Origin of the sequence: Nocardia sp. NPDC005746 (assembly GCF_040630785.1) — a bacterium.
Classification (GTDB): Bacteria; Actinomycetota; Actinomycetes; order Mycobacteriales; family Mycobacteriaceae; genus Nocardia.
In genome coordinates, this window is record NZ_JBEXYE010000024.1 from 47,440 (window position 1) to 65,298 (window position 17,859).

Sequence of the window (17,859 nt, forward strand, 5' to 3'; positions counted from 1 at the left end):
GAGGGTTCCTTCCCTGAGTTCGATGACTCCATCATACCCCTGGGGGTATGTGAGGGCCGTGAGAGCAGGCTCACCGTTTTCCCACGGCCCCCACCGTTCGGTGCGCGACGCCGATATCTCAGTGCGCGAAGCTGATATCCGGCAGCACCTTGCGCAACCAGCGCGGCGACCACCAGGCGGCGTGCCCCGTCAGACGCAACAGCACCGGCAGCAGGATCAAGCGGATCAGCACGGCGTCCAGCAGCACGGCCACGCCGAGGATGATGCCCATCTCCTTCGGCGGCAGCGGATCGGCCAGGGCGAAGGTGAAGAACACCGCCACCATGACCGCCGCCGCGGCCGCGATCACCCGGCCCGAATGCGCGATGCCGTCGATATGGGCCACCGCGGGATCACCCGAGCGCTCGTAATGCTCCTTCGCCGTGGCCAGCAGGAAGACCGTGTAATCCATGGCGATCGCGAAGATCATGGCGAAGAAGAACACCGGGCCCCAGCCGTCCAGGAAACCCTGCGGGGTGAAGCCGAGCAGGCTCGCGCCATGGCCGTCCTGGAACACCAGCTTCGCCACGCCGAACGCGGCCGCGGTGGACAGCAGGCTGACACCCGCGCCGAGCAGCGCGATGAGCGGTGCGCGCAGGGCGACCAGGAGCAGCAGGAAGCCCAGCACCAGGATGATGCCGACGACCAAAGGCAGGTAGTCGTTCAGGGCCTTTTGCAGGTCCAGATTCTCGGCGACCGCGCCACCGACCAACGCGTCGGCCGGGAGAGCCGTGCGCAGGGAGTCGACGATGTCGCCCATGGCCGGATCCGAGGGATCGACGGTCGGAGTCGCCTGGATCAGAACCAGTCCACTGCCGTCGCCCGCGGGCTGTGGCGGCGAGACCATACCGATCCGGCTCTCCGAGGCCGCGATTCGCGTGACATCGGCGGCGTCGGAGGCCGGGGCCACGATCTGCAGCATGCCCGGAGCGCCCAGCCCGAATTCGCGCTGCACCAGCTCGTAGCCCTGGCGCACGGACGAATCCGCGGGCACCACCTGAATCGAGGGCATGGCCACCTTCAGGCTCGTCACCGGAATCGCGAGCGCGATCAGCACCAGCAGCGAACCGATGGCGAACGGCCACGGGTGGCGGTGCAGCAGCTGGCCCCACTTGGCGAAGACCGGCGAACGATGCTGCTGGCGCGCCACATACGGCAGCGAGCCCGCGTTCACCCGCTTGCCCAGTGCGCCCAGCACGGCGGGCAGCAGGGTCAGCGTCGCCAGCAGGACGAATGAGACCGCGAACATGATGCCGACCGCCATGGTGCGCACGGCGGGCGCGGGCACCACCAGCACGGCCGACAGGCTGACCAGCACGGTCAGGCCGGAGAGCAGGACCGCCTTGCCCGCGGTGGCCATGGTGACCGCCACCGCGGTGCGCGGTGGGGTGTCGCCGCGGATCGCGTCACGGAAGCGCGAGACCAGGAACAACGCGTAGTCGATGCCCAGGGCCAGGGCGAACATCATGGCGAAGTTCATGGCCCACACCGAGATCGGCGTGATCTGGTTGAGCAGGACCAGCCCGCCCGCGGAGGCGACGAGGCCGGTGAGGGTCAGCAGCAGCGGCAGACCGGCGGCCACCAGGGAGCCGAAGGCCAGCACCATGATCGCCAGAGTGACCGGCCAGGAGAACATCTCGGCCTTCATCATCGCGTCGTGGTTGGCCTTGTTGAAGTCGCTCCACAGCGCGGAGGAGCCGGTCGGGTAGATGTCGAAGCCCTCGGCGGAGATGTTCTTCAGCTTCGGGCCGAGGTCGGTGACCGCGGTGACCATATCGTCGGTGCTCGCGTTCGCGCCCGCCAGCAGGATGCCGGTGTGGCCGTCGCGGCTCACCGATTGGCCGGGCGTGGGTGCGACGATCGCGCCGAAACGGCTGTCCGCCTGCAGGATCGCCGTGATGTCGGTGACCAGGCGCTGTGCGTCACGGCTGTCCATGGTCGCGGTATCGGAGTGGATCACCACCTGCACGGCCGCAGCCGAGTTGCCACCGAAGTGTTCCTGCGCGAGGTCGCGGACCTGCACGGATTCGGAGCCGTCGGCCTGCCAGCCCGCACCCGCGAGGGAGTCGAACACCGACGGCGCGGCCGCGCCGAGCGCCACCGACAGAATCAGCCAGAAACCGAACACCCAGCGGGCGTGGTCGGCCATGACCGCACCGAGGCGGCCCAGGAGACCGCCGGGGGCGGCCGTGCTCGGAGAAGCGTCGGCGACGCCGACTGTCGTACTTCGCATCTGAGACTCCCTTCCATACCCCCAGGGGTATGGCACGACTATACCCCCAGGGGTATCAGAAGCAAGCGGGTGTGACCGATGGCAACTACCGGGCACACCCTCGACCCCCCGCTATGGCCATGCGATCGGCGTCCGACCCGCGGCTCCGGACTAGGCTTCGGTCCTGTGGCGGTAGCGGAAGGCGCGGGGCGCAGAGTCATCGATATCGGACGCCGGGCCCTGGGCCTGGACGTCCCTGCCGCCGATCACACCGTCGCCGTGCTGCACAGCGTCGACCACGACGTGCCCGGCCTGGACCGGCGAGAAACCCTGCAGCTGATGCGAATCCGGCTGCTCGGGGCGACCGGCGCGGTCATCATGGCGATTTCGGCGCTCGGCGTCGGCGCGCAGCCGGTGCATCAGAACCCGACCTCCGGGCTGCGGGTACTCGGCTTCTTCGCCCGCGCCGGCACCTCCACGCTGGCCATGTGCATGATCGGCACCGTCCTGGTGATCATGGCGTGGCTGCTGCTGGGACGCTTCGCGGTCGGCGGGTGGGGCGGGGATCCGCGGCACCGGCTCAGCCGCTCGCAGATGGATCGGACGCTGCTGCTGTGGATCATTCCGCTCAGCGTCGCGCCGCCCATGTTCAGCAATGACGTGTATTCGTATCTGGCGCAGAGCGAGATCGCGAACCGCGGCCTGGACCCCTATTCGGTGGGACCGGTCGACGGGCTCGGGCTCGACAATGTGCTGACCAACAACGTGCCCAATATCTGGCGCTCCACCGCCGCGCCCTACGGGCCGCTGTTCCTCTGGATGGGTCGCGGGATCGCGCAGATCACCGGCGACAACATCGTGCTCGGGGTGTGGCTGCACCGGGCGCTCGCGCTGGCGGGCGTCGCATTGATCGTGTGGGCGCTGCCGCGGCTCTCGCGCCGGTGCGGGGTCGCGCCGGTGAGCGCGCTGTGGCTGGGCGCAGCCAATCCGCTGGTGCTGTTCCACCTGGTCGGCGGGGTGCACAATGACGCGCTCATGCTCGGGCTGATGCTGGCGGGCCTGGAGTTCTGCCTGCGAGCCATCGACGACTCACCGGAATTCGATCGGCGGGCGTGGGCGCTGCTGATATTCGGCACCGTGGTGATCACGCTGTCGTCGGCGGTGAAGATCACCTCGCTGGTGTGCCTCGGGTTCGTGGGCATGGCGCTGGCCCGGCGCTGGGGGCGTGGACTCAAACAGGTGCTGCTCGCGGGTGCGGTACTCGGCTCGGTCGCGCTGGTTACGACACTGTTCGTGAGTTTCGCCAGCGGTCTGGGGTTCGGGTGGGTCAATACCGTAGGCACCGCAACCGCAGTGCGCAGCTACCTGTCGTTGCCAACGGCGATCGGGATCATCACCGGATTCGGCGGGGTGCTGCTCGGGCTCGGCGACCACACCACCGCGCTGCTCGACATCACCCGGCCCATCGCCGAATCCGTCGCGGGCTTCGTGACGTTGCGCATGCTCATCGCCGCCTGGACAGGACGCTTGAATCCGATCGGCGCACTGGGCGTTTCACTCGGCGCGATCGTGCTGCTGTTCCCGGTCGTTCAACCCTGGTACCTGCTGTGGGCGATCGTCCCCCTCGCCGCGTGGGCCAACCGCCCCGCCTTCCGGGTCCCCGCGGTCGTCCTGTCGGTGATCGTCTCGGTGATGGTGATGCCGCGCGGCGCCGACTTCTACGTCTTCCAGATCGTCGAATCGGCCATCGCCACCCTGATCGTCGGCGGCTCCCTGATCTTCCTCACCCGAAATGTGCTGCCGTGGCGCAATCAGCCGGGGGTGTCGGCTCGGTCACAGCAGCCCACGCCTTACGGTGTGTCCTCGTGACCGCAGCATCCGGACCCGCCGTACGCGTCGACGGCGTCGTGAAACGCTACGGCGAGACCACCGCGGTCGACGGCATCAGCTTCGACATCGAACGCGCGCAGGTGCTGGCCCTGCTCGGACCCAACGGGGCGGGCAAGACGACCACCACCGAGATGTGCGAGGGGTTCGTGTCGCCCGATGCCGGGAGCGTGCGGGTGCTGGGGCTCGACCCGATCGCCGACTCCGATCAGCTGCGACCGCGCATCGGGGTGATGCTGCAGGGCGGCGGGGCGTATCCGGGGTCCAAGGCCGGGGAGATGCTCGATCTCGTCGCGTCCTACTCCGCGAATCCGCTCGACCCGGCCTGGCTGCTGGACACGCTCGGGCTCAAGGACGCTCGCCGGACGCCGTATCGGCGACTATCAGGCGGGCAGCAGCAGCGGCTCGCGTTGGCGTGCGCGCTGGTCGGGCGGCCCGAGATCGTGTTCCTCGACGAGCCGACCGCCGGACTGGACGCGCAGGCGCGGCATCTGGTGTGGGAGCTCATCGACGCGCTGCGCCGCGACGGGGTCAGCGTCCTGCTCACCACGCACATGATGGACGAGGCCGAACAGCTCGCCGACCAGCTCGTCATCATCGACCACGGACGGGTCGTCGCCCAGGGCACGCCCGCCGAGGTCACCTCGCACGGCGCCGAAGGGCGGCTGGCGTTCACCGCGCCCCCGAAACTCGACCTGTCGCTGCTGGAAGCCGCGCTGCCGGAAGGGTTCACCCCGCGCGAGACCGCGCCCGGCTCCTACCTGCTGCAAGGCGACATCACCCCGCAGGTGCTGGCCACCATGACCGCGTGGTGCGCGCGAATCGACGTGCTGCCCACCGACATTCGCATCGACCAGCGCCGGCTGGAAGACGTGTTCCTCGAACTGACCGGGCGGGAGCTGCGCGGGTGACCGAGACCGAGAACCGATTCGCGGCGGGCACCTTCTCCCCCGCCCCGCAGCCGACCACGCGCGCGAAGATGCTGGCGGCGCAGACGCGCATGGAACTGATCCTGTTGCTGCGCAACGGGGAACAGCTGCTGCTCACCATGTTCATTCCGATCACGCTGCTGATCGGGCTGACGCTGCTGCCGGTCAGCGGACTGGGCGAGCATCGGGTGGATCGGGTCGTGCCCGCGGTGATGATGGTGGCGATCATGTCGACCGCGTTCACCGGGCAGGCCATCGCGGTCGGCTTCGATCGCCGATACGGCGCGTTGAAGCGGCTCGGGGCGACTCCCCTGCCGCGGTGGGGCATCGTCGCGGGCAAGTGCTCGGCGGTGCTGATCGTGGTGGTGTTGCAGTCGATCCTGCTGGGCGGCATCGGGGCCGCGCTGGGCTGGCGGCCGTCGCTGGGCGGGCTGCTGCTGGGCGCGGTGGTGATCGGGCTCGGGACCGCGACCTTCGCGGCGCTGGGGCTGCTGCTGGGCGGGACGCTCAAGGCCGAGGTGGTGCTGGCGCTGGCCAACATCCTGTGGTTCGTGATGCTCGGGACCGCGAGCCTGGTGTTCATGTCCGACGATCTGCCGCGCGCGGTGAGCGTGATCGCGCGGATCATTCCGTCCGGGGCGCTGTCGGAGTGTCTGGATCGGGCGATGCGCACCAGCGTCGACTGGTACGGGCTGGCGGTGCTCGCGGGCTGGGGTGGTCTCGCGGGGTGGCTGGCCACCCGGTTCTTCAAGTTCGACTGAGACGGGCGGCGAAACCCGGTCCGCGACCGGGTGTTTAACGACACGTTGTAGTAGGGCGGGTGACGGGGCGAAATACGCCCCCGCTACCATCGGTGCGTGCTGTCTCGCGCCTTCCAGCGACTTGCCGACCTGTTCCCGATGCCCTCCCTGCGGGTGCAGCGGCTCATCGCCTTCCTGGTCATCCTGTCCCAGGCCGGAATCTCGGTGACCGGTGCGGTCGTCCGCGTCACCGCGTCGGGCCTGGGCTGCCCCACCTGGCCGCAATGCTTCCCCGGCAGCTTCGTGCCGACCGCGGTGGCCGAGGTGCCGGTGGTGCATCAGGTCGTCGAATTCAGCAATCGCATGCTGACTTTCGTGGTGTCGCTGGCCGCCGCGGCGATCGTGCTCGCGGTCACTCGGGCACGACGGCGGCGTGAGGTGCAGATCTACGCGTGGCTGATGCCGGGCGGCACCGTGCTGCAGGCGGTGATCGGCGGTATCACCGTGCGCACCGGGCTGCTGTGGTGGACGGTCGCGGTGCACCTGCTGGCGTCGATGTTGATGGTGTGGCTGGCCACGCTGCTGTGGGCCAAGGTCGGCGAACCCGACGACGGCATCGACACCGTGCGAGTGCCCCGGCCGCTGCGGCTGCTCACCGCACTGAGCGGTGTCGCGATGACCGCCACCCTGATCGCGGGCACGCTGGTCACGGGCGCGGGCCCGCACGCGGGTGACAAGAGTGCCGAGCGACAGGTCGAGCGGCTCCAGGTCGAGATCGTGACCCTGGTGCACCTGCACGCCGAACTTCTCGTCGCCTATCTCGCGTTGCTGGTCGGCCTGGCGTGCGGGCTGGCAGCGATCGGTATGAACAAGACCCTTCGTCAGCGGATGATCCTGGTGATCGCGCTGGTGTGCGCGCAGGCGTTGGTCGGCATCGTCCAGTACTTCACCCACGTGCCCGCCGTGCTGGTCGTCGTCCACGTGGGCGGCGCCGCTGCCTGCATCGCGGCCACCGCCGCCCTGTGGGCGGCGATGCGCACCCGCGAACCGCTACCCGCCTCGGCGCCGATGCCGGCGGGTCAGAGCGCCGTGTAGGTCTCGCAATCTCGGCCACTTGCCGCGCGGTTCAGTGCAGGGCGACCAGTTCGTGCAGCGTCGTACCGGATTCGCGGTAGGGCGCGGCGCCGTCGTGGACGGTCAACTCGAAGGTAGACCGGAACCGGAAGTAGGCCGGGTGGCCGATCAGCCTGTGCAGGAGTGGGCGCAGGGCACGCGATCGCACGACCGGGACATCGTCGAGCAGGTCGTGAGCGTGAATGACCGCGTCGACGGTGAGACGTAAATCCAGCTGGTCCGGTACGCGCAGCTCGATCCATTCCGGATAGTCGCGCCCGGCGATCGGGTCGTGGCGTTTCGGCCCCTCGGTGAGAACCGCCTCGCCCGTGGACAACACAACTTCGTCCTGACACGCGAGCATCAACGGCGCGATGGCGTGCGAGCCCTGCCTGGGCTGGGTCAGAACCTGCGCGTACAGCAGCGAGTAGTCGTCGGTGTAGAGCCGACCCCAATGCCAGCGATCGATGATGCGTTTCATATCGCCGGTGCCCCAGTTGTGGTCGGCGTAGCCGCGGCCGGTCACCGTCGACCGTCGCCCATCGATTTCCAGCGTGCCGTGCACTCTTGCACGCGGTGCGCCGACCATCCACCCGAAGCTCTCGCCACCGGCGAAGCGAGTCTCGCCCTTGCCCGGCATCCACGCGGGCGTCTCGTTCTCGAAGGTCAGTTCGAAGGCCAGGCCTTCTTCCGCCAGGCGCACATGATGCCTGGGCAGCCCATCGGCGGCGACCTCCGACCAGGCGCGATTGTCGCCGATGCGCACATCGCACCGGTCGGCCGAAAAGCTGGTCGCCGCGGGCGAATACCGCTTGGACGTCTGCAGCCGGTCGCCGTCGGGCGTGTAGACGATCAATTCGACCCAGGGCCGCGCCCACGGCAGGTCCTCCGGGCGGCGTTTGATGAGGAAGCCGACGACGACGTGGCCGCTGTCCAGTTGCGCGTCGAAGTACCAGTGCTCGAACGCCATTCGGCTCGGCGATGGATGCCATCCGTTGTGGTGGGGTTCGACGGTCGTGAGGACGCCGTCGCGACGTCCCGGTCCGTTCCAGACCTCGGTGATCCCGATACTCGTCACTGTCCGGCTCCTTTCAGCGCCGCAACGCGCCGGTGGCGTCGAATTGCGCTTCCCGGCCCAGCATTTGGGCGCGGTACCAGTTCTCGCGGTGGCGCACCATGACCCGCTCGTGCAGCCGCGCGAACGGCGGGCAGGTCCGCCGCGCCACTTCCATCGCGGTGATCAGCGGAAACCGCGCCACCGGCACCAGAATCCACGGGAACACCGCGGGCATGCGGTAGCGGCGTCGGGTGCCGGGGGCCATGTACATCGCCGCGTAGACGGAGTTGATCCGGTAGCCGTAGGCGGCGCGCACACGTTGCAGCCCATGCTGATTCGCACGCGGTGCGAACGCCGCCGGATACGATTCGATCAGCTCCGCGCCGTGGGCTCCGGCATCGTAGGATCTGGCGACGATCGTCATGGCCAGCACCCGCAGGCCGTCGGCGATCGACTCGGGATACCAGCGCACCCGCACGCCGAGCAGATGGCCCAGGTAGCGCTGGAAATGCAGGAGCGCACGGATTTCCGAGGGCGTGGTCTGATAGCCGAGCAGCCACAGGCCCAGGGCCGGGGTGACGCTGCCGCCGAGCAGAGTCAGCAGCTGGTAGGTCTGGCTGATCGGCAACCCCCACCGTTGCGTGTCCCACTCCGGATGCCCGGCGACGCGGGCCCGCACCGAGACGTGCATGACCCGGACCTTCATCGCGGTGGCGCGGCCGGCGGACCCGGGGGTCAGCAGCGCCCCCGGCTGGGAGACGTCGATCCAGAAGCGGCAGGTCTCGAGGAAACGCCGCAGCGCGCTGTCCCCGGCGTATCCGCCGGCCAGTGAGAGCGGGGTGGCGACGGCGGCCTCGGTGTACATCTCCAGGGTCTCGGCCCCGGCGAAGCTGAACAGCATCGTGCCCCACCGCCGCCAGATGGCCGCGCCCTGCTCCACCAGGTCCGGGTCCAGCCAGGCGGGGCGAGTGTCGAACTCGGCGAACAGCTCCCGCATGGCCGCGGGCGCGTCGGGCACCGCCTCGAGGCCGGACGTGAGCGCGGTATCGAGCAGGGCGCGCCCGGCCCACGGCCCGGCCTCGCCGTGCACCACCTCTGCCACGAAGCGTTCGGCGACCGGGTCACCGGTGAACAGGTCCTCGCACAATGCGCTCGCCTGCGCGTCGGTGGGGAACGGCCCGCTGCCGGTGAGCGCGGTGAGAACGCGTTCGAAACGCTTGGCGGCGGGCGTGTTCCGGCCCTCCCAATAGCGGAAGGCGGTCGGGCAGCGCGGCGGAACGGACTGGTCAGCAGTGGGAGGTAAGGGAGTGTCCACCGACATGGGGATCCTTTCGATCCGATCCTGAACGAATCACACCATACTCCGAAGTATGGAACCGGTACCCTGAAGTATGGAATCCGCCTTCTACGATCGAGGAGTGCAGATCATGAACAGGCCCCGATGACCGCCGAGCCACCGCGCGCGGCCGCCACACCACGCAGGTCCAGGAAGGCCGAAACGCAGCAACGCGATTCGGCGACCACCGCACGCGCCGGAGGCCGCCGCGCCCCACGGCTCTCCTACGAGGACTGGGTGGACGGCGCACTCGCCCTGCTGGCCCGCGAAGGACCGGCCGCGCTGCGCATTCCGCGCCTGTGCGCGGAGCTCGGGGTCACCAAGGGCAGCTTCTACTGGCATTTCGACGACATCGGCCGGCTCGAGGAAGCCATGGCCGACCACTGGATCACCACCCAGGGCCGGGTGATCGCCGACCTCGCCGCGGTCGACTCGATTCCGGTGGAACAGCGCATCGAAGCGATGGGCGCGCTGCTCGTGGAACGTAACTGGCTGGTCGAGGCCACGGTGCGCGAGTGGTCACGGACCCGCCCGCAGGTCGCCGACGGCGTGCGTGAGCTGGACCGCCGAATCTTCCAGGTCATCCAATCCGCCCTGGCCGAACTCGGTTTCGACCCCGAAGCCGCCCGGCTGCGCGCGGGCGCCATGGTCTATCTGGGCATCGGTTTCATCCACGGCCACGACAGCCTGCCGACCCCGACACCCGAACAGATCAACACGGTCCTGGCGCTGCTCACCGCACCCGAACGGAGCTGAGCGATCGGCTCGTCGACGTTCATCCGCACCCGGCAAGATGGGTGAGGTGCCCGACCTGCTCGATGACGCCCACCTGGAACGGACCGCGGTAGTGGCGAACTCCGCCATGAACCGCGACCGCCGCCTCCCCGCCTACCGCCGCGAACTCGGCTTCGACCCCGTCGCCTGGCTGAGCGCACGGCCGGGCCCGCAGCGGTGGCTGGATGTCGGATGCGGCAGCGCCCTGGCGCTTTTCGAGGCGGCCGAGGCCCTGTCCGGGCACACCCGGATCACCGGATTGGACCTGGTCGGCTACTTCGGCGGAACACCTCGCCCCGGCGTCGACCTGGTCACCGGTTCGGTCCTGTCCTGGGAGCCCGACGCCCCGATCGACCTGATCACCAGCGTTCACGCCATCCACTACGTCGGCGACAAACTCGACGCGCTGACCCGCATGTCGTCGTGGCTCGCAGCCGACGGCCACCTCGCGATCAATTTCGACGCCGGCGCGATTCGCGATGCCACCGGATCCCCGCTGGGCCGCCGACTCTCGACAGCCCTGCGCCACAACGGTTTCAGCTACTCCGCACGAACCCACCGTCTGACCCGGACCGGCCACGGCACGCCCCGCTGGGACTTCCACTACCTGGGCGCGGACCCGTCCGCGGGGCCGAACTACACGGGCCAGGAGGCGGTGACCTCCCATTACGCATCCGAGGCTGCCGCGACCCCCGATTCTCGACGCTGAACTGTCAGCGCAGGAAGCGGGTGAGAGCCGCTCGGACATCGGGTTGGCGGCGGTCGGCGTGGAGTTCGAGGAGGGCGGCTTCGGCGACCATGCCGATCCAGAGGCGGGCGGCCTGGGCGGGGTGCGGCCAGGAGGGGGCTTCGAAGTCGGGTTCTGCGATGGTGGCGGCGCAAAGCCAGCAGGTAGTTGGCGCGGGAGCCGAAGTGATGGAAGAACGTGCCCTTCTAAACGCCCAGTTCCGCGACCAGGACGTTGACGCTGACCCCCACCCGCCCCAGACTCCGAACTCCGCACCCTCCCCACCGGCCACCTCCCCTTCTCCTCCGCCCCCATCGACTTCCTCGAAATAGTCCTCCCCTTTATCGAATCCGCGCACCGCGTCGTCGGAAGGCCGGGTAGGCACGCGCCCGTCAGGTGCGGTCGGCGGTGAGGATGTGGCCGTCGGCTCGGAGGGAGCGGTGTTTGCCCTCAACTTTCGTTTCCACGGCCAGGGATTCGAGGTCTCGGTCGGTGGTGACGGTGAAGCCGTGGGTCGCGAGGAGGGCTGACAGTGCTTGGGGGGTCCAGGTGGAGCGTTGGGGTTCGTGGGCCATGGGGTTGGGGCGGCCGGAGAGGGTGAGGATGAGCTGCATGGCCTTGCGGCCGTACTTGTAGGCGCGGTTGGGGGTGGGGTAGGTGACGATCAGGCGGCTGGCGGGGGCGCTGCGCTGCGCGATCGCGGCTACCGTCGCGGCGACCTGGGCCGGGGTCAGGTAGGGGACGACGCCTTCCCAGATCCAGGTGGTGGGGACGGAGTCGTTGTGGCCGGCGGCGGCCAGGGCGGCGGGGAGGGAGTCCTTGGCGAAGTCGACCGCGACGAAGTGGATGTCGGCCATGGATTCGTGGTCGCCGAGGCGGGCACGTTTCTCCGCCTGGGAGGACGGGTGGTCGACTTCGTAGACGGGGGTGCCGCGCAGGTCGGGCATCCGCCAGGCGCGGGCGTCCAAGCCCGCACCGAGGATGACGAGTTGGGGATTGGCGGCGGCCAGCACGGCGTCGTCGATGGCGATGGTGCGGACCGCCATGACTTCGGCCGTGGCGGAGAGGAGTTCGTATTCCATGCGGGGGCCGAAGGACGCCGGGACCGCGCCGGCTCGGACGAGGGTGACGAGGGCGCGTTCGTCGTCGGTCAGGAGTTCGGTGGCGATGGGGTCGGAGAATCGGCCGATACCCAGTCGGCCGTCGGCGACGGCCCGGCCCTGGCAGACCAGGATGGCGGTGCGGCTCGCTGCGCGCTCGGTCACTGGATCATTATTGGCGGTGAGGAGGGATTTCGTGCAGCGGCAGGCCGGGGCGGGTCGGTGAGACAGGCGTGGGGTCGAGTCTCATGGCGAGAAGAGGGTTGACAGTGCCGGGGTGGGGCGGGAGTTTGGCTGCTGTAGGTCAGGTCCGTCGTAGGAAAGGTCTCCCGCAGCAGTGAGCATCGAACACGCCAGCCAGTCCCCCGCCGAGGTCGTCAACGCGTTGTGCGCCGAATGGCTCACCGGCACACCGGAATCCATCGCCGAGTTCTTCACCGAGGACGCCGTTTATCACAACATTCCGATGGACCCGTTCGTCGGCAAGGCCGCAATCCTGGAGTTCCTGCGCGGGTTCATCGGCGCGTTCGGCGGGATCGAGTTCTCGATCCACCATCAGGCCGTCACCGGGAACATCGTGCTCAACGAGCGCACGGATCGATTCAGCCTCGGCGACAACAAGGTCGAACTGCCGGTCACCGGCGTGTTCGAGGTGCGCGACGGGAAGATCGCGGCGTGGCGGGACTACTTCGACATGGCCCCGTTCGCGGCCATGCAGGCGGGCGCGTAGCGGTCAGAAACTCTGCCAGGAAGGCTTGTTCGCGACCGCGAAACGGTAGTAGTCGACGGCCTTCAGGTTCGCCGCGGCGGCCGGGTCGACAATGACCGTGACGTGCGGGTGCATCTGCAGGATCGAGGCGGGGCAGAACGCCGAGACCGGGCCCTCCACGGCGGTCGCGACCGCCTCGGCCTTGCCGTCGCCGGTGGCGATCATCAGCAGATGGCCTGCGTCGCTGATGGTTCCGAGGCCCTGGGTGAGCACGTGGGTGGGCACCTGCGCGAGGTCGTCGTCGAAGAAGCGGGCATTGTCCTCGCGGGTCTTCGGCGTCAGGGTCTTCACGCGGGTACGCGAGCGCAGCGAGGAGCCGGGCTCGTTGAAGCCCAGGTGGCCGTTGGCGCCGATGCCCAGGATCTGCACCGAGATCGGGCCGTTCGCGGCGATGGCGCGCTCGTAATCGGCCGCGGCGGCGGGGATGTCGGCGGCATTGCCGTCGGGGCTGTGCACGTCGGCGTCCGCGAAGTCGACGTGGGCGGTGAATTCGTCGCGGATGAACTGGCGGTAGGACTGGGGGTGCCCCGGCGGCAGGCCGATGTACTCGTCGAGCAGGAACGCCTGCACCCCGGCGAAACTCAGCCCTTCCTCCCGGTGCTGCCGGATCAGCTCCCGATACGCGCCCAAAGGCGAGGACCCCGTGGCCAGACCGATGGCGCGGGCTCCGCGGCGGACGTGGTCGGCCATGATGCGGCCGGCCAGGACACCGGCCTCGGCGGCGTTGTCGGTGATCACGAGTTCCATATCGCTCCGTTCTTGTACACGCTCACGGGATCCAGGAAGTGGTCGGTGACCAGCAGGTCGGCGCGCATCCCCACCGACAGCGCGCCGAGGTCCCCGGCCAGGCCGAGCAGCCGGGCGGGGGTGGCGCAGGCGGCGGTCACGGCCGCGGTCAGGTCGACACCGGCCTGGAAGACGGTGCGGCGCAGGACATCCGACGCGGTGGCGGTGCCACCGGCGATGGGTCCCTCGCCGTTCGGGTCGTAGATGCGGGAGACGCCGTCCTTCACGACGACATCCAGACTGCCCAGCTGGTAGCGGCCGTCGGGCTGACCCGCGGCGGCCATCGCATCGGTGATGAGGGCCAGATTGTCGGGGCCGATGGTGTCGAAGACCATGCGCACGACCCCGTCGGCCAGATGCACGCCGTCGCCGATCACCTCGGCCACCACGTCCCCACGCCCGGCGGCGGCCATGGCGGCGGTGAGGAAGTTGGCGTCGCGGTGCGCCAGCTCGGGCATGGCATTGAACAGGTGGGTGATCGACACCCGCCGCCCGCGTCGCAGCGCGTGCACCGACCGCGCGTAGTCGGCGACGGTGTGTCCCAGGGAGAGAATCACATTCGCGTCGGCGAGCACGCTGGCGACCTGGTCGAAGTTGGCGGTTTCCGGGGCCACGGTCACCGACAGGATGCGCCCGCCCGCGTAGTCCAGCAGCCGCTCCAGCAAAGCCGGATCACCGGGCAGGATCCGGTCCGGATCGTGGGCCCCGCGCCGGTGCTGGCTGATGAACGGGCCCTCCAGGTGGATACCGGCCAGCAGGCCCGCGTCCACGGCGGTGCCGAGCACATCGATGCGGTCGCGCAGTTCGGCTTCGGTGGCCGACACCAGCGAGGCGACCAGGGTGGTGGTGCCGCACCCACGGTGATAGCGGGCGGCGGCGGCCACACCCTCGGCATCGGTCTCGGGGAAGCCGAATCCACCACCACCGTGGCAGTGCACGTCGATCAACCCCGGCAGGATGATCGGCGACTCCTCGTTCGTCTCCGGCAGCTGAGAGTCGAATTCCGCTGCCGGACCGACATAGTCGAGAAACGGGCCGTCGAACGACACCACCCCGTCGGCGAGCTCGCCCACCTCGGTGAGTGTGACGACCCGGCCCCGCAGGGTGGTCCTCACGTATCCGCCCCCAGGGCGGCTCGCGCAGCCGATAAGGCGTCCGCGGCGGTGCGGGCCGACACCACCGCCGCCGCGGCGGCTTCACACTGGGCCCGGGTCACCGAGGCGAGCCGGGCGCGCACCCCGGCGAGGGAGCGGGGCGCCATGGACAGCGTCTCCACCCCGAGACCCACCAGCACACAGGCGAAGTCGGGATTGGACGCGGACTCCCCGCAGACCCCGACCTTCACGCCCTGCTTCGCGGCCCCGGACACCGCCAGGGCGATGGTCGCGGCCAGCGCGGGCTGCCACGGATCGTGCAGCGCCGCCACCGCCGAGGACATCCGGTCCGCGCCGAACAGGTACTGCGACAGGTCGTTGGTCCCGAGGGAGAAGAACTCCACCTCCGCCCCGAGCTGCTCGGAACGCAGTGCGGCGGCGGGGATCTCGATCATGATGCCGGGCGTCTCGAGCCCGGCCTCGCGGGCGCGGGCGGCGAAGTAGGCCGCCTCCTCCACGGTGGCGACCATGGGCGCCATGACCTTGACCGGGGTCCCGGTCGCCTTGACCGCGGCGTCGATCGCGGTCAGCTGGCCGAGCAGCGTCCCCTCATCGACGCTGCTCAATCGCAGTCCGCGCACACCCAGCGCCGGGTTCTCCTCGGCCGGCAGGTCGAGGTACGGCAGCGGCTTGTCCGAGCCCGCGTCGAGGGTGCGGACAATGACCGGCCGGTCGCCCAGGACCCGGAAGATCTCCGCGTATCGCTCGGTCTGCTCGGCCACGGTCGGCGCGGACTTCCGGTCCAGGAACAGGAATTCGGTCCGGAACAGGCCGACGCCCTCGGCCCCCAGTTCGACGGCGAGCCGCGCATCGGCGGCGGAGCCGACATTGGCGAGCAGGGGCACCGCGTGGCCGTCGGACGTGCGCCCCGGGCCGGTCGGCGCGTCCGCCTGACGCGCCCGAAAAGCCGCGACTTCCCGGCGACGGGCCGCGTTCGGTTCGAGCTCCACGACACCGGAGGTCCCGTCCAGCACGATCTCCGTGCCCTCGGCGATCCCGGCCGCCTCCGGCGCGGCCACCACGGCCGGAATGCCCAGGGCCTTGGCCAGAATCGCGGTGTGCGAGGTGGGCCCGCCCGCCACGGTGAGCAGGCCGATCACCCGCTCGGGATCGAGCGTCGCGGTGTCCGCGGGCGCGAGATCCTGGGCGGCGAGAATGAAAGGCGTTGCGCTGTCGGGGATTCCTGGCGGATCCACGCCCAGCAGTTCCGCGACCACCCGCTGCCCCACGTCACGCAGGTCCGAGGCCCGTTCGGCCATCATCCCGCCGAGCGCGGTGAGCTGTTCCCCGAAGTGCGCGACCGCCCGGGTGACGGAGTGCGCGGTCGGCGTCCCGCCCCGGATCTCGGCGCGCACCTGGTCCAGCAGGGCCGGGTCGGCGGCCAGCGCGGAGGTCATGAACAGGATGTCGGCCGCCGGCCCGGCGGCCTCGAGCGCCTGCGCGGAGTACCGGCCCGCGACGGTCTCGAAAGCGGTTTCCGCGCGCGCGATCTCGGCTTCGACGTCGCTCCCGGGTGCGTCGTCCGGACCGGTGACGGGCGCGGCGGCCAGCCACTTCACCGATCCGATCGCGATCCCGGGGGCGGCGGCGACGCCGCGCACCTCACGCGTCAAGATCTGTCTCCAGCATCACGACCAGCTTATCGAGGGCCGCCTCGGCCCCGTCCTCGGCGTGCAGGGTGACGGTGTCGCCCTGTTCGGCGCCGAGGGTCATGATCTGCAGCAATGAGTTGGCGGCGACGGGTTCCTTGCCCTCCTTCGAGATCTTCACGGGCACACCGGCCTCCCCGGCGGCCTTGGCGAACAGGGCAGCGGGCCGAGCATGCAGTCCGGTCTTCGAGGCGATGACGGCGGTTCGGGTGATCATGCTGCGATGTTCTCCTTCTCGATTTCGGACTCGTCCGGTTCCCGGCCGGGTGTCGGCAGGTTCCAGCGCTTGATGATGAAGCTGAAGGTGAGGTAGTACAGCGCCGCGTACCCGAGTCCGATCGGGATCAGCAGCAGCGGGTGCGTGGCCTTGCCGAAGTTCAGCAGGTAGTCGATGGCGCCGGCCGAGAAGGTGAAGCCGTCGTGGATGCCCAGCGCGTTGGTCAGCGCCAGCGAGGATCCGGTGAAGAGGGCGTGGATCAGCAGCAGCGGCCACGCCACGAAGATGAACGAGAACTCCAGTGGCTCGGTGATTCCGGTGAGGAACGCGGTCAGACCGGTGGACAGCATGATGCCGCCGATCATCTTGCGGTGCTCCGGGCGCGCATGCCGCCAGATGGCGATGGCCGCGGCGGGCAGGCCGAACATCATGATCGGGAAGAAGCCGGTCATGAAGGTGCCCGCGGACGGGTCGCCGGCCAGGAAGCGCGGGATGTCGCCGTGGGCGCCGTTGTAGTCGCCGATCACGAACCACACCACCGAGTTGATGATGTGGTGCAGGCCCAGCGGCAGCAGCATGCGGTTGGCGAAGCCGAACACGCCGCCACCGGCGACCGAGTGGTCGGCGACGGTGGTGCCCAGCCAGGTGAGCGCGGCATTGAAGGCGGGGTAGATGAACGACATGAGCACGCCGATGACGACCGCGGCGCACGCGGTGAGGATGGGCACCAGGCGGCGGCCGGAGAAGAAGCCGAGGTAGTCGGGCAGCTGGGTGCGGTGGAAGCGGGACCACAGCGAGGCCGCGGTCAAACCCATGACGATGCCTCCGAGAACGCCGAAGTTCACCAGTTGCGAGGCCTTGGCGGTGGCCATGTCGGCCACGACGGGGCAATCCCAGTGCGCCGCACGGAACAACCAGCCCAGCACCGGACCGCAGCTACCATCCAGCACTACCGGTGACATGGCTTTGAGGACGCCGGTGAAGGCAAGGTATCCGACCACCGCGGCCAGCGCTGTGGACCCGTCGGACTTCTTCGCCCAGCCGATGGCGATACCCACCGCGAACAGCAGTGGAAGGTTGTCGATCAGGGTCCCGCCCGCGCCCGCGAGCACCGCGGCGACCGAGTGGAGGGGCGAGAATCGGCCGAGCATGTCGTCCTGCCCCAGCCTCAACAACAGGCCTGCGGCGGGTAGCGTGGCAATCGGCAGCATCAAGCTACGGCCGAGCTTCTGCAGTCCGGATAAATCGAGCTTCTTACGAGAGCTCTCGGCGGCGGCGTCGGCCATGGCGGGTCCTCAGTTTGTGAATGGTGTCACGCGCACTGCCTACGATCAGCTAGCGTCACTGGTTATAACCAGACATATACTGGT

16 protein-coding genes are annotated in these 17,859 nt (G+C 69.3%); 7 read left to right on the forward strand and 9 right to left on the reverse strand.

All coding sequences use genetic code 11. The annotated features are described in order from the left end of the window. Positions 1–118: 118 nt before the first annotated feature. Positions 119–2,272, reverse strand: coding sequence for an MMPL family transporter (locus ABZ412_RS31665; protein ID WP_357287605.1), 2,154 nt, complete (start codon positions 2,270–2,272; stop codon positions 119–121). 165 nt (positions 2,273–2,437) lie between these two features. Between ABZ412_RS31665 and mptB the strand changes: the two genes are divergently transcribed. The 4 genes from mptB (at position 2,438) to ABZ412_RS31685 (ending at position 6,902) form a co-directional block, all read left to right on the forward strand. Then, positions 2,438–4,120: a polyprenol phosphomannose-dependent alpha 1,6 mannosyltransferase MptB gene (gene mptB, locus ABZ412_RS31670; RefSeq protein ID WP_357287607.1), complete on the forward strand. Its 1,683-nt coding sequence runs from the start codon at positions 2,438–2,440 to the stop codon at positions 4,118–4,120. Beyond that, positions 4,117–5,049 carry an ABC transporter ATP-binding protein gene (locus tag ABZ412_RS31675; protein WP_357287611.1) on the forward strand — a complete coding sequence of 311 codons (933 nt, stop codon included), beginning with the start codon at positions 4,117–4,119 and terminating at the stop codon, positions 5,047–5,049. Before mptB ends, ABZ412_RS31675 begins: the two co-directional genes overlap by 4 nt. Beyond that, positions 5,046–5,828 carry an ABC transporter permease gene (locus tag ABZ412_RS31680; RefSeq protein WP_357287613.1) on the forward strand — a complete coding sequence of 261 codons (783 nt, stop codon included), beginning with the start codon at positions 5,046–5,048 and terminating at the stop codon, positions 5,826–5,828. The genes ABZ412_RS31675 and ABZ412_RS31680 overlap by 4 nt, the downstream gene beginning before the upstream one ends. A 138-nt stretch (positions 5,829–5,966) precedes the next feature. Next, on the forward strand, positions 5,967–6,902 hold the full coding sequence (locus tag ABZ412_RS31685) for a heme A synthase (protein WP_357287701.1): 936 nt from the start codon (positions 5,967–5,969) through the stop codon (positions 6,900–6,902). A gap of 31 nt (positions 6,903–6,933) precedes the next feature. Here the strand turns inward: ABZ412_RS31685 and ABZ412_RS31690 are convergent, their stop codons facing one another. Together ABZ412_RS31690 and ABZ412_RS31695 are read right to left on the reverse strand one after the other, a co-directional pair. Continuing rightward, complete coding sequence (locus tag ABZ412_RS31690) at positions 6,934–7,998, reverse strand: lipocalin-like domain-containing protein (RefSeq protein WP_357287615.1); 1,065 nt, start codon at positions 7,996–7,998, stop codon at positions 6,934–6,936. Between the two features lie 13 nt (positions 7,999–8,011). Further along, the gene (locus tag ABZ412_RS31695) at positions 8,012–9,298 is read right to left on the reverse strand and encodes an oxygenase MpaB family protein (protein ID WP_357287617.1); all 1,287 of its coding nucleotides are present in this window, start codon (positions 9,296–9,298) and stop codon (positions 8,012–8,014) included. Between the two features lie 120 nt (positions 9,299–9,418). On the opposite strand from ABZ412_RS31695, the gene ABZ412_RS31700 reads away from it, so the two are divergent. Both ABZ412_RS31700 and ABZ412_RS31705 read left to right on the forward strand, forming a co-directional pair. Next, positions 9,419–10,069: a TetR/AcrR family transcriptional regulator gene (locus ABZ412_RS31700; RefSeq protein ID WP_357287619.1), complete on the forward strand. Its 651-nt coding sequence runs from the start codon at positions 9,419–9,421 to the stop codon at positions 10,067–10,069. A gap of 46 nt (positions 10,070–10,115) precedes the next feature. After that, the gene (locus tag ABZ412_RS31705; RefSeq protein WP_357287621.1) at positions 10,116–10,796 is read left to right on the forward strand and encodes a methyltransferase domain-containing protein; all 681 of its coding nucleotides are present in this window, start codon (positions 10,116–10,118) and stop codon (positions 10,794–10,796) included. 410 nt (positions 10,797–11,206) lie between these two features. Here the strand turns inward: ABZ412_RS31705 and ABZ412_RS31710 are convergent, their stop codons facing one another. Continuing rightward, positions 11,207–12,079: a class I SAM-dependent methyltransferase gene (locus ABZ412_RS31710; protein WP_357287623.1), complete on the reverse strand. Its 873-nt coding sequence runs from the start codon at positions 12,077–12,079 to the stop codon at positions 11,207–11,209. A gap of 172 nt (positions 12,080–12,251) precedes the next feature. Here ABZ412_RS31710 and ABZ412_RS31715 point away from each other — a divergent pair, with 172 nt between their 5' ends. Then, positions 12,252–12,644, forward strand: coding sequence for a limonene-1,2-epoxide hydrolase family protein (locus ABZ412_RS31715; protein ID WP_357083014.1), 393 nt, complete (start codon positions 12,252–12,254; stop codon positions 12,642–12,644). A gap of 3 nt (positions 12,645–12,647) precedes the next feature. On the opposite strand, the gene nagB is transcribed toward ABZ412_RS31715, so the two are convergent. The 5 genes from nagB to ABZ412_RS31740 are packed head-to-tail and all read right to left on the reverse strand — an operon-like array spanning position 12,648 to position 17,775. Continuing rightward, on the reverse strand, positions 12,648–13,430 hold the full coding sequence (gene nagB / locus ABZ412_RS31720) for a glucosamine-6-phosphate deaminase (protein ID WP_357287625.1): 783 nt from the start codon (positions 13,428–13,430) through the stop codon (positions 12,648–12,650). Then, positions 13,418–14,584: an amidohydrolase family protein gene (locus ABZ412_RS31725; RefSeq protein ID WP_357287627.1), complete on the reverse strand. Its 1,167-nt coding sequence runs from the start codon at positions 14,582–14,584 to the stop codon at positions 13,418–13,420. The genes nagB and ABZ412_RS31725 overlap by 13 nt, the downstream gene beginning before the upstream one ends. Further along, complete coding sequence (ptsP, locus tag ABZ412_RS31730; protein ID WP_357287629.1) at positions 14,581–16,236, reverse strand: phosphoenolpyruvate--protein phosphotransferase; 1,656 nt, start codon at positions 16,234–16,236, stop codon at positions 14,581–14,583. Before ptsP ends, ABZ412_RS31725 begins: the two co-directional genes overlap by 4 nt. Next, a complete protein-coding gene (locus tag ABZ412_RS31735; protein WP_357287631.1) occupies positions 16,226–16,489 on the reverse strand; it encodes an HPr family phosphocarrier protein in 264 nt (87 codons plus the stop codon). The genes ptsP and ABZ412_RS31735 overlap by 11 nt, the downstream gene beginning before the upstream one ends. Beyond that, a complete protein-coding gene (locus ABZ412_RS31740) occupies positions 16,486–17,775 on the reverse strand; it encodes a PTS transporter subunit EIIC (RefSeq protein ID WP_357287633.1) in 1,290 nt (429 codons plus the stop codon). Before ABZ412_RS31740 ends, ABZ412_RS31735 begins: the two co-directional genes overlap by 4 nt. Positions 17,776–17,859: the final 84 nt, after the last annotated feature.